Source organism: Paraburkholderia sp. BL9I2N2 (assembly GCF_004339745.1).
GTDB lineage: Bacteria > Pseudomonadota > Gammaproteobacteria > Burkholderiales > Burkholderiaceae > Paraburkholderia.
In genome coordinates this window covers 4,114,430-4,129,528 of record NZ_SMGP01000001.1, presented here as the reverse complement: position 1 = coordinate 4,129,528, position 15,099 = coordinate 4,114,430, and the positions used below count along the sequence as shown (strand labels likewise).

The window sequence follows — 15,099 nt, the reverse complement described above, 5'->3', positions numbered from 1 at the left end:
GATGCTCACGACAGACTCGACTGATTGGACGGACGTATAGCATCAAGCACGACGGTCGTAGAAGAAGATCATTATCGTAGCTCGAATTTATATGGGTTCTTTATGGAGGCCACAATGGCTACAGCTGCAAACGTGCTTATGACGTTCGTCACTGATGGAAAAAAGGAAGTTGCGGTTACGGTCACCGACGATGAGCGTTGGACTATTACGGGAGATCCCAAGAGTATCCTTCCTGTAGGAGACAATACTTGGGTGAGAACGCCAGATTCAGGCACGGAGCTTAAAGTCGGCACCGAGACGGTTGTCATCCTCGTTGCGCTGAAGCTTCATGACGCGGCCGCCGGGGATTCTGAAATCGCGTACCTCTTCCCATCGACAGCGAACGAGGTGGGTCGATACCAAGTCACGGACGTAATTTGATGTCGCTACACGCTTGCGTTGGCAGAATTGCGACCATTCAATTGACAACGTAGATCCGAGGCGTAAATGAACCCCGCGTTTGCGATCACCGACTTTGTTGCACCATATTTTCCCGCAATGCGCGAAGCACGCGTCCGCGCTGACGTTGAATCTGTTCGCCAAATGGCACAAAGCCATTGTCGGGAGCGTAGGCGTCTCTCAGGGAGTCTCTGGCTGAGGTTCGCCTAGGTCGCTAATCCGCTGGGTCTCGATGTCGGAGTCCGCGACCGTTGACCTCGAGAGACCGGTGATTGGCTTGAAGTTGCGGCAAACGACAGCGATGGGTCCGGCTTGCGCCGCTCGAAGCAACCAGAGATCAAAAAAAATTTGATTCTCGGATCTGGCCAGGCGCACCATCTGGTGCACCTGGCCTCATTGGAGAACCGTGGGAACGGGACCGGTCGCAGCCAAGCCACGCTGGCGTTCAGTAGCCTTCAGGAAGCAGAATCGTCGTGGTCGAGCGATCGGCCTCGGTGATGACCCAGACTTTTTCGCCACTCGGCAGTGCGTAATTCGACAAAATGCGCCTACCGGCCATCAAGGCAAGGTTGTTTGCCGCAAGATCCTCGATCGGCAGTTCGCCCCAATCGCAGTTTACGTCGCGCGAGCAGCCGTACTGCTGGAATAGTCGCCGCGTCGAGGGCGGCTTGAGCCGCAGGCGTGATGGCCGGCTTGCCAAACGGAAGCATGGTCCGTTTCCGTTTGGCCCGTTCATGCGCGTGTTCCCGTCACGTGGCTGACGGCGAGTCACACAGGACGTTCGCGATCGGGCGTTGATGATGAGGGTGCGTCACCGCTGGTCGCGATTTCACCGAGCTTCTCGAGGGTCGTGCTGGAACGGTCCCATTCCGTGATCACGATGATCCGGGTGCCGTCGGGCAGATGATAGAGGGAGATCAGGCGCAGGCCCGTTCCGATTGATAGATCATTCTGCTTTTTGTCGTCGTCGGAAATTACGCCCCAGTCACCAGCAATGTGACGCAGCATGACGCTAATGACGGGAACGCCGTTTGTGTGCAGTGCTGCCAATGCAGGGAGCGTGACGAGTAGTCGTCCGGGATGAAAGAGCGGTCTGAGGCGCGTGGCCTGATTCATGATGGGAATCTCCTGACAATGGATGAGCACGCCCCCTCCGGCGGGAGCCGGATGGGAGGCGTTGATAGGCGTGGAGAGCCGGCGGCGCACGCAGGCGCACCGGTCGTCGGGGGATAGAAGCCCGGGTTAATTCGTTGGGGCGAGTTCGACGAGCTGACGGCGCAGGGCGGAGGCTCGTGCCTGCGAGCAGCCGAGATAACGGCGGATGTCGGCGACGGTCGCGCGTACGCGACCTGCCGCGATGTCGTCAACGAGTCGCGACACATCGCCATCCGACGACACGTCCGGCAGCGGCGTGACTGGATCGTCGCGCGGAGGGTTACCGCCGGTTACCGCTGCATGACGACCCATGACCGCTTCGCGACTAACGATCTCCTCTGCGTGACTCGCCGTTACTGGCTGTTGAGGCATGACAGAAACGTTCGCGACTGGCGGGGCCTCGGTTGGCATGGCTTCCGACACCACGGGCACTGAAGCCGGTAGCGACGTCGACCGAAGCGCGACTGTCCAAAACAGGCACGCGACGCCTTCCAGAACGGCCGCGAAAGCCAGCCCTGATAGCATATCGACGCGTGCCGTACTGACGCCGAATAATGTCGCCAGCCGTGACGTGACCGGATCGGCCCGTAGTGCGTCACGCACTGCCATGACGCGGTCATGCCCGGCTTGCTGTCGCCGGATTTCATCGGCTTCGGCATTCAGTGCATCGACTTTCGCGGCGAGCGTGACGCGACGTGCCTCCAGTCCGGCGCAGTCACGCGAACAGTGCCGCACTTTCGCGAGCGCGAGTTCACGCGTGACCGTCGCCCGTTCCTCCATGACGGGCGTGAGGGCGCGTGTCGGACGTGCCGCGATGTCCGTCACGTCGTCAGTCACGGCGGACGCACGAACATCGCCGGCATGCTGCTGCGCGAGCGTGAAAAAGGTTGCGTGACCGTAGCAGGCGGTGACCATGCAGGCTCCCCATAACAGGTAACCCATGAGCCGGACCTTCACCGGCGTGCGGCGTAACAGCGTGGGTAGCAGGTGCGCGCTGACGACGAGCACCACACCGATCGCGACCCACACGACCCGCTCAGGTAATGTCCCGCCTCGCTGCCAGCCCGCCAGAACTGACAGGCAGACCGCCGTACCCGTCGCCGTAACGGCGAGAAGCTTGGCAGGGCGTAACGCGGTCATGCTGCGTTCCCCCCAAGTAACGCCGCCCGTTGATCCAGCCGGGCCTTCAGGCCGGAAGCCGTTGGTGCTCCGGTCTCGACATTACCTTTGTCGTCGCCACTCGGAACCTCGGCCGGATAGAACTCGTCGACGACCGCAGCACCATCTTCCGCATTCTCCTCGAACGCGCCGTTGCCAAACCCGGCACGTGCGGCCGCGTCAAGTGCCGTCTGATCGAATCCAGCCGACTTACGCCGGGCGTCAAGTTCCCGCGCCTGTATGATCGCCTCTTCGAGCGTGCTGCCGGTCCGCACGCCGAGGTCAACGTAATAGATCGCCGACCGGTAGCTTTGCGTCGTCGACTTCCCACGCAACTTCAGCTCTAGCGGCAGGCAGGCCAGCAGGTTGCCGGATACAGCACTGAAATAGTGCAGGCGCGCGGCGAGCGTCCGGATCGAGTTGAACGACGTCGTCCGGAAGATGAAACTGCCCGTCTCGTCTTCATCTCCGAGCAGCACATTGAGGCGGCCATATGGCTTGCAGCTACCTTTCTGGCCGAATGCGCAGCCGTCCGGCGATGGGCACGGCAGGGTTTCGATGCCGTCGTTGCCAACGCGCCGGCATGACTCACCGTTGCCGACGCACACCGGCCGGCCGGTTTCTCGCTCGAACAGCGAATACTCGGCACGCAGGTTGAGATCTGGGTCAGCAAACAGAAACCGCACGGGTATCGACCTCAGCTTGCCGGTGCAGAGCTTCCGCAATTCCGAGTCCAAGGGGTGCAATAGCCATCCGTCCCGCCCGTGGATTTGAGTCGTAATCGTGAACTGGTCATCCTTCTCGGGAAGCCTTTTGCCGTTCTTCTCGACGACACGGCCGATGGAAATCCGCCCGACCACGGGCGGCGTGATTGCCAAACCTTTGAGCATGGCTTTCTCCTGAATGCAAACAGAACAGCATGGGAACGAAGGGGGGCAGTACAGCGAGCCGCCAGATCAGACGGAGATCAGAAACCGGCGTGAACCCGGCTTCGTGAGTGAGTACCGCGCGGCAAGTTGCGGCTGATCGGCGAGCAGCCGTTTGAGATCGATGGCGGAGCCGTCTTTGCTGCGTTTGTACGAAACGGAGCCTGTCTCGAACAGTGCCTGGTCGGCCTCGCCCATCACCTGCTGAATGGTCTGCTTCAACTGCGCCTCGACCTGCTGGCGCGTTTCGATCTCGGCCCGTACGGCGACCAGATCGGCAAACGCTGCCGACAGCTTGCGGTCGTTTGTGAAATCGACCGTGCCGCCGGCACCGGGAAACAAACAGCGCAGCGCACGATCCGCCGAATCCGAGCCGTCCGCTGGCGGCGGCGTATCGGTTTCCACGAAATGCCAGAACGCGGCCTCGAGTTCGATCAGACGGGCAATGAGCCCGTCGTCGCGCTCAATGCGATGCACCTCTAATCGCTGCCCGCAAAGCAACACCGCGACATCGGCCGCCTGCTTTCCAGTCACGGCCAGTTGATGCTGCACCTGAAGCTGAACGTATTCCGGCACCCCATCGCGCCACAACCGAGCCCCAAACTCGCCCGCCGTCTTGCATTCGAGTAGCTGCACATCGCAATTGCCAACGACTTCACGGTCTATATTGGCGAGCATGAACGGGATCGTCGGATGCTGGAGCACGGCGTTGATCCGCCGGACCTTGTTGCCGGTCTGCTTCGTGTATGACGCGGCAACGATGGGTTCCAGCAGCGTGCCCCAGTACACGGGTTCGGTCGTGTCGTCCGAATTGGGGCGTGGCAGGTTCGCATCGCGCCCGGTCTTGATGAGCCACAGTTCGAGCGGGCTCATATACGGATTCAGGCCCACAGCTGCGGCAGCGTCCGATCCGCCGATCCCGTTTTTCCTCACATCAAGCCATTCGTTACGTGAGAGGTTTCTCGTTTCCACGAGACGTAATGCCGGACGGTTCCTGCCACGTCCAGCCTTTTCGGGTTGAGACATGAACACCTCCAGAATGAAAAATGCCCGGCGGGGAAGATCCCGGCCGGGCTGTATGCCGCAATGGAAAATCTCACGCGACAAGTTTCATGGCTTCGTCCCATGCCTTTTGTTTAAGGGTGGCTCCGGCGCCGAACCATGCGGCGTCGCGCCGATGATCGTGGCTGCGCGCACGGCGCTGATGATCGACGAACTCCGTGACTGAGTTAACGAGGCCCCATGCCGTACCAGACGCCGAGGGCAGGGTGGCGCCCCGGCCGCGACCGGCATACAGCGCGTGGGCAGCCTTGATCGCGCTGTCGTTGGTGGTCGGCGCAGGCGTGTTCTGACCGCTTGCCGGATAGGTGAGCACGCGCTGGAAGAATGTTTCGGCGACGGTGTCGCTGACTTTGCATTCAGCCAGTGCCTTCATGCGGGCCATGAAGCCGTCCCACGACGAGATCGCGATGCCGAGCTGGCACTTCACGGCCTGCGCATCGAACTGGCTGCGGTGCGGTACCTTGACGGCGCCGGTGTTGTCGCCGATCGCAATTGCCAGAGTGTTGTTGCAGACGACACGAACCGACGTGAACTGCGCTGTAGTCGCGAGCGTGCCGTCGCAGGCAGTAGCGAGCAGCAGGTAACCGTTCACCTCGTCGCGGCCCTTGAGTGAAACCGACTGGCCGGTGCGGGCGAGCGCCCACAGTTTCCTGCCGCCCTTGAGCACGCCGGCCGTCTCCAGCTCAAAGCCGCCGACTTCCGTGAGGTCACGATAGAACTCAAGTATTTCGCTTGGCTGAACGATCTGATATCTCGACGACACGACTGACAGCGGTTCCTTGGTGTCCGAGCGGTACAGCACACGTTGCTCGGGAAAGGCGTGGATAGAACCGAGACTGCCGGTAGCGCTGGTGACACCGGCCACGAAGCGGACCTCGGCCGATTCGATGTTCCAGTCCATGCCGGCCTGCTTTGCCCAGACTTCGATTGGCTGTTTCGGCGAAAGCTGGTTGCCGAGACCGTGCCACGGGGTTTCGCCGACGTAAGCCATCGATTGAACGAGATGCATGGAGACTCCTTTTGCAAAAACAGAGTGCATAAAGCCCGACCGAAGCCGGGTGATGGGAATGAAGGGAGGCGGTGAAGTGGTTAGTGTGGCTGAACGCTGAAGGTGCGTCCGCAAGCAAGGCACCGCCAGTTGTCGAAGACCTTTTGGTCCAAGGCTTCGCCAAACGCCGCGCCGGTCGCGCAACCGGCGGCGCCGGCGATCAGCCCGGCGAGGATAGCGCCAGCCACCCCGCCGCATGCCGCACCGATCGGGCCTGCGATCAGGCCCGCCATGGCGCCGGCTTCCGCGCCAGACAACGCAATGGCGACGGCGCTTGTCGCACCAGCCGCCGCGCCAACTGCACCACCGATGCGCCGTGCGACGTGACGTTGTTCCGTAAGCAGCGACTGGCAACGCGGGCACGGATAAACAAGGCCCGCGCCCGGACGGCAGTGCGGGAATTCACTTGAGTCAGGTCGGGGCGGGCCAGAGTGCGACAGTTCCTCTTCTTCGTCGAACGGACCAAACGGATGGTGATCATTCATGGGCCGCGGCTTCCGTCCGGATTTTGTTGGCATATTGACGCATGCCAACCGACGTGAGCACGCCGGCGACGAAGATAACGGCGAAGGTGATCAGAAATTCAAAAGGAGAAGGGTAGCTAGGCATCACGGCTCCCAGAGATGTTCGTTCGCCCACACGGAATTGCGAGGGCGGAGCGGGCAGCCTACGGCCGTGCTCAGAGCGGTGATATGTGTTTGAAAGAATTTTGAGTCGTGGGAAGTTGCTGGCTCATTTATTTAGCCGACCATCAGCAAATGCTGATCACGCGACGGGACCGTCGGACGGAGAGCCGTCACGTGCATAAGACCGACGCTGAGCAAGGAGCCCGATGTCCAGGCCCGCCAGTTGTTCGTGCGTGAGTGCGTACTGTTTGGACTCGTCGCTGCTCGTCCATGCGAACCGCCTCTGACGCAATCGGCGCGCGGCAAGCCAGATACCGATGTCGCCGTGAACCAATACTTTCACGCGGTTGGCACCGCGATTAATGAACGAGTGCGCGTGGCGCGGATGCGCTACGCCGAACAGCTTGATTACATTGACCAGCGCGGTTTCGAAACCGGCGCGCATGTCCCATAGATCAACAGCCAACCACACTTTCCCGATGCAAATCATCGTAGCCACCCAACAGTTCTGCGAACAACGGGCCCTCCATTAATCGCGCCTTGGTTGCCTTTGATGAGGTCGTAAAACGGATCGAGACCTGCCGCAATCGAGAAGCAAGCGGCTTGTCTATCATTCAAGCGCTGGGAGCGCAATGGCGATGAGAATACCGGCACCGTATGTGACCCGCGGGTCCCCTAAGAGCATGGTTTCTGTCAGCCTTTTCGTCTCAAGATGATGATCTATTCGGTCTTCTAACTAACAAACGAAAACTGTTTTGTGGATATTTGGTGCACTGGAAGCACTGATTCTGGCCCTTTTTTTGAGTCGTACATCGACCGCTGATCCATCCAGAGGGATGTCCGTCATTTGAGCAGTCCACGACTAGGGGGCAGCGAGCAAGAGGCGGCGTTGGCACGATAGCACGGTCTCAGCGCCAGGCTATGCTCACAGCGTAAAACCAAGTGGTGCACCTGCCGGTATCGAAGCCAGCGTTGGCGCACCGAAGTGTTCCAGCATGGCCACAGATCCCAGCGCTTTCTGGATCTCATTGGTTCGATCACTCATTGCGGTCTCCTTTCCGACCTTTTCCGTCACCCACCGTTGCGCCGGAGCTACACATCTCCATCACTAAAACCCCTGTATCTCACTGAAAATATGGAATTTTCCTCCGAAAAATGCGACACTATCGAGCAATTCGGTGTGCAGTTTTGATGGGGATTTTTTTGACTATGGGTGCAGTTATGGCGCACAAAGCGATTGTTGTTACCAACTGCACCAACAGAAAGCGTCAGAGTGGCGTAGGTGTCGCCCTAGCCGCAGTCGAAACGAGCGGTCCGCTTGCCACTGTTGCAGCCCGTTGGGCCAAAGCTGTTCGGAAGGCAAGGCCGTCGAGTGAGGCTCGGGACGTTTACATGGGGCGAGCCTTTACGGAGGCGCAGCGCGTAACTGCGACTCTAAAAGGCACGTTACACATCATCTCCGCGGGACTCGGCGTGGTTGATGCCGCAGATCGTATCCCGTCGTACGACCTGACGGTCTCCGAGGGTACGAATTCATTAAAACCCTTGCTCATCCAGTTGGGTAAAGAGCCGAGTGACTGGTGGGCAGCATTGACGGCAGAGTTGGGAGGCCAGCATTCTGTTCCAGCATTGCTTGACCGACATCCGGACGCCCTGGCGCTCTTCGCGTTGCCGGGAAGTTACGTCGCCCTGATCGCTCAGGATCTGGCTTCCCTGACCAAAACCCAAATCAGCCGGATTCGCATTGTCACCTCGGGTCATGGTCGGACGTTCTTGCCTGACAATGTTCGCCACGTCGCTCTGCCGTACGACGAGCGCCTGGAGGGTTCGGCCTACGCGGGTACGCGAACTGATTTCGCGCAGCGGGCGTTGCGCCACTTCATCGAAGTGCTGGGCGGTCATCGACTCTCCACTGAAGAGGCTAGGGCAACTGTGGCGAATGCAATGCGGAATTTGAAGAAGCCCGTTGTTCCCGTACGGGAAAAGAAAACCGATGCAGAAATTCTGGCGCTTCTACGAAAGAACTGGCGCCGGTTTGATGGAGCATCAACACGATTGCTGCGTTACCTGCGCGATGAAGAGTTGGTTGCGTGTGAACAAGGGCGATTTCGCGGTCTTTGGTGTGAACTCCAGCAAGAACTCGACACAAAGGGCTAACGTCGGCATGGCTAGGAATGAGATCGTGGTGCGAGCACTGCGTACGACCCAGGGTGAAGGCCTGGATGTTTATGCTTTCTTCATTCATGGGTCAGACATCGTAAAGGTGGCGGACATATCGAGGGTAGACCGCGACGAATCGGATGTCCTGAAAGGCTTTCAGCGACCGGAGATTCGAACCCACGTCAAAGGTATCGTTGACTATTTGAATCAGGGCAATGTCCTATTTCCGAACGCGATCATCCTTGCGATGTCGCCGGCAGTTCATTTCGCCGCCGCTCGCGGTACAAAGCCCACAGGAGATCAGGGAATTGCGCAGGCTGGTACTTTGACGATCCCTGTCTATGACGAGGGGCGACGGGTTGCATGGATTGTCGATGGTCAGCAGCGTTCGCTAGCCTTGGCACAAGCGGGAAGGAGGAGCATTCCGGTACCAGTCGTCGGTTTTGTCTCGGATAACTTGGAAGTTCAGCGTGAGCAGTTCATTCTAGTTAATAAGGCGCGTCCCTTGCCGACGCGTTTGATCAACGAACTACTACCTGAAACACGTAGCATTCTTTTGCCGCGAGAACTGAGCGCGCGGAAGGTACCGTCGGAGATTTGTAGTCTGCTTAATCGTGATCCGGAGTCACCATTTCACAAGCTTATTAAGCGCATCTCGGAGAAAAGTAGCAATGTCAGCGTAATTACGGATACCGCGATCATTACCATGATACGCAATAGCATGAACAATCCGCTTGGTGCGTTGGCGCCCTACAAGGGATTGGGACGGGAAGGCGTAGATGTCGGCGGCATGTATAAGATCCTCATCACATACTGGTCAGCTGTACGCGATGTCTTTCCTGATGCTTGGGGAGTTGACCCGAAACGCAGCAGGCTTATGCACTCAGCGGGTATCGAAGCCATGGGCGTATTGATGGATAGAATCTACGCCCGCTTGGCTGGACAGAGCGAAGACTATAAAACAGTCCGCAAAGAACTTGAGAAAGTCGCGCCCGCTTGCCGCTGGACCAATGGAACTTGGGAGGCGCTCGGCGTGTCGTGGAATGAGATCCAGAGCGTCCCGCGCGATATTAGAAGACTCCAAGACACACTGGTGCAGATTTACACCAGTTCGATGAAACAATGAAATTCCTTTACTCCGACACTCAGGATTACGTCGATCCCGAGTACGACTTTATTAACGATCGCAACGCACCCGGTCGTCGCCGCTACTGGGATGACATGTACGCGCACGAGTTGATGACTCCGGCTCCGTACGATGGCCTCCTTGTAGCGATGAGCGCGGTCCGCCAAGCGGCTGGCGTTCCAAAATCGAAGGTTCGTTATTCGACTGCTGAAGAGCAACGCATGTTGCGCGATGGCGTGCGTAAGTTCCTTCGCTATGGTGGAGCGCCATTCAAGGATGCAATGGTGATGGGCGACTGTGGCGCGTTTGCGTACGCTGACAACCAGACTCCTGCGTACCCTCCAAATGAAGTAGTCGAGTTCTATCTCGACGCAGGCTTTACACACGGGGTTTCCCCCGACCACATCATCTTTGACTGCCTGACCGATAATCCGCCCGCGAGCGACATTGACGGGAGCATTGTCGAGCGGTACGAAATCACGCTTGCCAACGCGCAGGAGTTCATCAAACTCACAGCGTCCGAAGGGCATGCGTTCGAACCGCTTGGTGCGGTCCAAGGGTGGTCACCCCGAAGCATGGCCGCGGCGGCGGTGGAGTTGGAGAGGATGGGCTACCGCTATCTTGGCATCGGAGGTCTCGTTCCGCTTAAGGTAGATGTCATCAAACAGGTGCTGCATGCCTTACGAAGCGCGATCAAGCCAGAAACCAAGATTCATCTTCTCGGGTTCGCCAAGGCAGACACAATTCACGAGTTTACGAACTTCGGGATCACCAGTTTCGATTCGACTTCGCCGCTCATTCGTGCGTTCAAGGACGCAAAGGCCAATTACTACATCGACTCGCCGAAAGGCGGCTTGGATTACTACGCCGCCATTCGCATTCCACAGGCTATTGAAAACGCTAGACTGATGCAAGGCATTAAGCGTGGCGTACTCAGTTCGGAAGACTTGCAGCGTCGCGAGGAAAAGGCGCTCACCACGCTACGTCGGTTCGACAGCGGTGGAGTTAAGGTGAAAGAAGCGCTCGACGCGGTAATGGACTATCAACAGTTCCTCACGCTCGCGGACAGTGTGTCGCCCGAGGCTCACTACAAAGATCTGATGAAGATGCGGGCGTTGGTTGAACGCACGTTGGAAGACGCGCCGTGGAAGCGTTGCAACTGTTCCATTTGCAACAAGGCTGGCGTCGAGGTCATTATTTTCCGTTCGAGCAATCGAAACAAGCGTCGTGGATTTCACAATCTGGGCGTTTACCACAAGCACGTACAACGTACCCTGGAGAAGCACCGGTGAGTGTCTATCGATTCAAGGCCATTCGCGCGTCGCAAGCCGCGGAACATGATGTTTTCACTTTTGCCGCCACGCCCGAGCAGATATTGGCTTTCTCGGAAATCGAGCGAGTCGGGCGCGAGGAGAGTGGGGAACTGCGTGGCTTTCAGAGACATCAGATAGCCTCGCACATTAAGGAGATTCGAGACTATCTTCGACGCGAAGATGCACTACTGCCTAACGCGCTGATTGTCGCGTTTATCGGTGGCGTCAAGGTCAAGGACAGAAGCGATGGCGTGGTGGATATCGAGATCAAAGCGGCCGACAGTAAGCCGGGCTTCGTGGTGGACGGTCAGCAGCGGCTGAGCGCGCTGGCGGGCATCACGAAGCCGGGATTTCAGGTTTTCGTGTCGGCGCTGATCTGCAAGGACTACAACGAACTGCGTCAGCAATTCGTGTTAGTCAACAACACGCGACCTTTGCCCAAGACGCTGATCTACGAACTGCTGCCGAACGTCGAAGGTCTGCCGGAAAGATTCACGGCTCGCAAATTTGCTGCACGCATCGTCGACAGACTGAATTTCTCGCGTAACTCGGCGCTTCGAGGAGAGATACGTCAGCACACCAATCCCAAGGGGGTTCTGAGCGATACGGCCATGCAGAAGGTCGTTATGAACTCGGCGTCGGACGGCGCTATTCGCGAGTTCATCAAAGATGGCGACTTCGAGAATCGCGCATACGACTTCGTGAATGCGTTTTTTGGGGCAGTTACCGAGGTATTCGGCAGCGAATGGATCGGTATGAGTCCGAAGACCTCGCGTTTGCGACACGGAGCCGGGCTAGTGGCGATGGGCTTCGTGATGGAGTTTCTTTACTCCAGCGAAGGAGCAACCACGCAGGCGGAGTTCGAACATGGCCTTGTGCTACTAAAGGAATACACATCGTGGACTAGCGGCCAGTGGCGTCTCGCACCAAATGATGAGCGTCCCTGGAACGGCATTCAGAACACCCCAAGCGATATTGACCTGCTCACCAACTATCTTGTCCGGTCGATGAAGCGAGCGCTTCGTCAACACCGTCTAGTTGCGAACTCCTAGCCATTTAAGGTTCATCATGAAAACGCGCGCAATCGTTCTTTTCTCCGGCGGGCAAGACTCGACAACGTGCCTGGCATGGGCGCTCGACCGCTATGAGCATGTCGAGACGGTGGGGTTCGACTATGGGCAACGACACTCGGTGGAATTGGAGTGCCGCGTGAAAGTGCTGCGACAGTTGCGTGAGCAATTTCCAGCATGGCGGGCAAAACTCGGTGACGATCACATGCTTGATCTTTCGATCCTCGGGCAGATTAGCGACACGGCCCTGACGAAAAGCAAGGCCATTGAATTTGCATCGGACGGTCTGCCGAATACCTTCGTGCCTGGCCGCAACTTGCTGTTTTTCACACTGGCAGGCGCGCTGGCTTATCGTCGCGGATTGCAGGTGCTGGTGGGCGGAATGTGCGAGACGGACTATTCGGGCTATCCGGACTGTCGCGATAGCACGTTGAAGGCACTTCAAGTCGCGCTCGCACTCGGCATGGATCAACCGCTCGTCATCGAAACGCCACTGATGTGGATCGACAAGGCGGATACTTGGCGCATGGCGGATCGTCTGGGCGGCGAGACGCTCGTTGATCTGATTCGTACCGAGACGCATACCTGTTACGTCGGAAATCGTACCGCTCAGCACGATTGGGGCTACGGTTGTGGCGAATGTCCCGCATGCGAACTGCGGCAAAAGGGTTTCGAGTCGTTTCAGCAAGCAGTGGTCTGATAAGTGCGTTGTCGATCGACGCTAGCTTCTGAACGATGGGGGAATATGAAGTGGCACCGGAACAGATGAACTACGAACTCAGCCAGAAGTTCTACTTCGAGGCTGCGCATACGCTACATCGGGAGGTCGACGCCGAGGGCAGTCGCCGCGTTCACGGGCACACGTATCATGCGCAAATCTTCGTGCGCGGCCGTCCGGATCCGACTACACGAATGGTGGTCGACCTAGGCTTGCTGCGCAGGGAGATCGAACACGTACGCGACCAACTCGATCATCGCTTTCTCGATGAGGTACCTGGGCTCGGCGCCGCGACACTTGAGGGCTTATGCGCGTTCATCTACCGGAGTTTGTCGCGTGCGTTACCCAATATTTCGAAGGTGCGGGTGGAGCGGCCCGCGAGCGGGGACTGCTGCGATTTGGATTCAGCGACGGCGATTATGGACTAACGAAGGGTACTCGGCCAAACGTAGGGCTCGATGCCGAATTAGTGATAATAAAAATGCTGCGTGCAGTTACGTGTCCGCCACTCGCGATGACTTGAAATAGGGCACAACGCGATTAATGATCCAAATCATGGCATCTTCAAAATTCTCAGCCTGATAAGATGCGTGCTGTGAACCTTTGCTAAGGTTCCAAGATGGTGTGAATCGACCCGGCACATACACCGTTGTACATCCTGCCGCACGTGCGGGGTCGATGTCGCGATCCAACTGGTCACCAAGTACCACAACCTCTGCTGGAAGAAATCTGCTGCGGAGACGTTCGTATTGTTGCAGCGATTTGGTCATCTCTAGTACTGCCCTGAAATTCTCGGACAATTTGTGGCTTTCGATGATTCGCTTTTGTTTGTCGATTCGACCTTCGGTAAGCATGTAGATCGGAACGTCCTTTTGCAGTGCGAGCCTCAAGCCGTCTCGCACCCCGGGCAGTAACCTGGGAATCACCTTCAGGCGCTCTTGAAAAAGCGACCCGAGTTCTTCAGCTGCCTCCAGCGAGATGGGACCGGCTTGAGATATTCCTGAGACGATCTGAATCGCCGCTGTCTCTGGCGATTTTCCATTAAGACCTTCGGTTAACGCCAACACCAAAAGGTGCGGAGGATATCGCAGGTGCAGATGATGTATTAGGGCCAATGCCTGGTCGTATTGTCTGACAAAATCAAGGCGATCCGGGCGGTCGCATTGCGCACCGATCATTGACTCAATATTTTCCAAGAGCGCCCGTTGAGCGTCAGCAAAAACCGCGTCAGTGTCCCACAGCGTGTTGTCGGCGTCGCATAGAACAACTGGCATGATCATGAGTACATCCTCTTCCTGATTGCTTGATCGTTCTCACTGTATCACTTGCGGCGGGGCTCGATTCAGCAGCAGCGGGCAGGGTAGACCCGCTTACATGTCTTTTCATATCACCAGAATCGTTGACATCCGTTGCCGGAGCGACGGCCCCCAGCGCAGCAAATGGGGGCGCGCACGGATAGCAAAGCGGCACAACAGATACCTGTGTAACCGGACTATTTGTCACCTTGGGGATCCAGAGGGCCACGACGAACAGCAGCAGAAGCCAAATCACCAACAATTTGATGGCCAATCGGAGCAATTTCTGTCCCGGTTGGAGATATCTCAACTTGTCTCCGAGCTTCGCCGCGACGAGGTAGGCTTCCGAAACGTAATTCTTGTAGTAACTCGAGGTTAGTCTATTGCCATCCTCCTTCTTTGAAGTGCTGTCTACAAACGACCGCGCCCAGCCAACGGGGTCTGTCCGCAGGATGCTCCGATAGAAAAGGAACGAATTAGCGGAGTCGTAGGTAGCCTCTTCCGATTTTTCTTTTGGCCATACAAATCTTGTCTGCGTCGCGTGGAAAATGATCAAAGCACCACACGCAACGCACAAAAGAAATAGTCCAAAAAGCGAATAAACACCACCGAGAAAAGCCCCTTTGATTGGGGACAATAGGAAAGTTTGATGAAGCGGATAAGCATCCAATAGCTTGGAGAATAATGCTCCCGCTGCAGCAGTAAGGAAGGCGACGATGGTCAACAGTCTTGCAGCTTTCTGGTCCTGATATTCCGTAAGATCCTTGACCTCCTTGAGAGAGTCCTTTGCCCGATCCAAATAACTCCCATCGATTACTCCGAGATCGTCGAGCCGTTGTAATTCACTCGCTATCTTTGGAAGGTACGTATCCGGTGAAACGGTCTCACCCTGCTGCCGCGGATAGTAATCGATTTCCTTGCCGATGAAGGCGTTAAAAACGGCGGGCAGAATCCAAAGATTTCTGTTTGAAGGCATGCGCGTGAGTTTGAATTGTTTAAGTCTG

At 57.3% G+C, this 15,099-nt stretch carries 18 protein-coding genes; 7 read left to right on the top strand and 11 right to left on the bottom strand.

Annotation, left to right across the window (positions count from 1 at the left end):
* Positions 1-114 precede the first annotated feature (114 nt).
* Positions 115-420, top strand: a complete 306-nt coding sequence (locus B0G74_RS18950) for a hypothetical protein (protein WP_132376328.1) — start codon at positions 115-117, stop codon at positions 418-420.
* Between the two features lie 463 nt (positions 421-883).
* Here B0G74_RS18950 and B0G74_RS18945 read toward each other — a convergent pair whose 3' ends face one another.
* The 9 genes from B0G74_RS18945 to tnpB form a co-directional block, all read right to left on the bottom strand.
* Positions 884-1,174, bottom strand: coding sequence for a hypothetical protein (locus tag B0G74_RS18945; RefSeq protein ID WP_347814518.1), 291 nt, complete (start codon positions 1,172-1,174; stop codon positions 884-886).
* 32 nt (positions 1,175-1,206) lie between these two features.
* Entirely contained in the window at positions 1,207-1,554 is a 348-nt protein-coding gene (locus B0G74_RS18940) for a hypothetical protein (protein ID WP_132376327.1), read from the bottom strand.
* Positions 1,555-1,680: 126 nt separating this feature from the next.
* Positions 1,681-2,733 (bottom strand): hypothetical protein, encoded by a 1,053-nt coding sequence (locus B0G74_RS18935; protein WP_132376326.1) that lies wholly within the window; start codon positions 2,731-2,733, stop codon positions 1,681-1,683.
* On the bottom strand, positions 2,730-3,641 hold the full coding sequence (locus B0G74_RS18930; RefSeq protein ID WP_132376325.1) for a phage capsid protein: 912 nt from the start codon (positions 3,639-3,641) through the stop codon (positions 2,730-2,732). Before B0G74_RS18930 ends, B0G74_RS18935 begins: the two co-directional genes overlap by 4 nt.
* Positions 3,642-3,707: 66 nt before the next feature.
* Positions 3,708-4,703 (bottom strand): lambda-exonuclease family protein, encoded by a 996-nt coding sequence (locus B0G74_RS18925; protein ID WP_132376324.1) that lies wholly within the window; start codon positions 4,701-4,703, stop codon positions 3,708-3,710.
* Between the two features lie 70 nt (positions 4,704-4,773).
* Entirely contained in the window at positions 4,774-5,748 is a 975-nt protein-coding gene (locus B0G74_RS18920; RefSeq protein ID WP_132377002.1) for a DUF932 domain-containing protein, read from the bottom strand.
* 80 nt (positions 5,749-5,828) lie between these two features.
* Entirely contained in the window at positions 5,829-6,272 is a 444-nt protein-coding gene (locus B0G74_RS18915; RefSeq protein WP_132376323.1) for a hypothetical protein, read from the bottom strand.
* Positions 6,265-6,396 (bottom strand): hypothetical protein, encoded by a 132-nt coding sequence (locus B0G74_RS47480; RefSeq protein WP_279388599.1) that lies wholly within the window; start codon positions 6,394-6,396, stop codon positions 6,265-6,267. Before B0G74_RS47480 ends, B0G74_RS18915 begins: the two co-directional genes overlap by 8 nt.
* A 156-nt stretch (positions 6,397-6,552) precedes the next feature.
* Positions 6,553-6,903 (bottom strand): IS66 family insertion sequence element accessory protein TnpB, encoded by a 351-nt coding sequence (tnpB, locus tag B0G74_RS18910; RefSeq protein WP_279388612.1) that lies wholly within the window; start codon positions 6,901-6,903, stop codon positions 6,553-6,555.
* 902 nt (positions 6,904-7,805) lie between these two features.
* Between tnpB and B0G74_RS18905 the strand changes: the two genes are divergently transcribed.
* The 6 genes from B0G74_RS18905 to B0G74_RS18880 all read left to right on the top strand — a co-directional run bounded on the left by B0G74_RS18905 (position 7,806) and on the right by B0G74_RS18880 (position 13,228).
* On the top strand, positions 7,806-8,570 hold the full coding sequence (locus tag B0G74_RS18905) for a hypothetical protein (RefSeq protein WP_132376321.1): 765 nt from the start codon (positions 7,806-7,808) through the stop codon (positions 8,568-8,570).
* Positions 8,506-9,699 carry a DGQHR domain-containing protein DpdB gene (dbpB, locus tag B0G74_RS18900; RefSeq protein ID WP_243658227.1) on the top strand — a complete coding sequence of 398 codons (1,194 nt, stop codon included), beginning with the start codon at positions 8,506-8,508 and terminating at the stop codon, positions 9,697-9,699. The genes B0G74_RS18905 and dbpB (B0G74_RS18900) overlap by 65 nt, the downstream gene beginning before the upstream one ends.
* Entirely contained in the window at positions 9,696-10,991 is a 1,296-nt protein-coding gene (gene dpdA, locus B0G74_RS18895; protein ID WP_132376320.1) for a tRNA-guanine transglycosylase DpdA, read from the top strand. The genes dbpB (B0G74_RS18900) and dpdA overlap by 4 nt, the downstream gene beginning before the upstream one ends.
* Positions 10,988-12,064 (top strand): DGQHR domain-containing protein DpdB, encoded by a 1,077-nt coding sequence (gene dbpB, locus B0G74_RS18890; RefSeq protein WP_132376319.1) that lies wholly within the window; start codon positions 10,988-10,990, stop codon positions 12,062-12,064. Before dpdA ends, dbpB (B0G74_RS18890) begins: the two co-directional genes overlap by 4 nt.
* Positions 12,065-12,080: 16 nt before the next feature.
* Positions 12,081-12,782, top strand: a complete 702-nt coding sequence (queC, locus tag B0G74_RS18885; RefSeq protein WP_132376318.1) for a 7-cyano-7-deazaguanine synthase QueC — start codon at positions 12,081-12,083, stop codon at positions 12,780-12,782.
* A gap of 65 nt (positions 12,783-12,847) precedes the next feature.
* The gene (locus B0G74_RS18880) at positions 12,848-13,228 is read left to right on the top strand and encodes a 6-carboxytetrahydropterin synthase (RefSeq protein ID WP_132377000.1); all 381 of its coding nucleotides are present in this window, start codon (positions 12,848-12,850) and stop codon (positions 13,226-13,228) included.
* A gap of 66 nt (positions 13,229-13,294) precedes the next feature.
* Here the strand turns inward: B0G74_RS18880 and B0G74_RS18875 are convergent, their stop codons facing one another.
* Positions 13,295-14,080 (bottom strand): HAD family hydrolase, encoded by a 786-nt coding sequence (locus B0G74_RS18875; protein ID WP_132376317.1) that lies wholly within the window; start codon positions 14,078-14,080, stop codon positions 13,295-13,297.
* Positions 14,028-15,071 (bottom strand): hypothetical protein, encoded by a 1,044-nt coding sequence (locus B0G74_RS18870; protein WP_132376316.1) that lies wholly within the window; start codon positions 15,069-15,071, stop codon positions 14,028-14,030. The genes B0G74_RS18875 and B0G74_RS18870 overlap by 53 nt, the downstream gene beginning before the upstream one ends.
* Between the last annotated feature and the right edge of the window lie 28 nt (positions 15,072-15,099).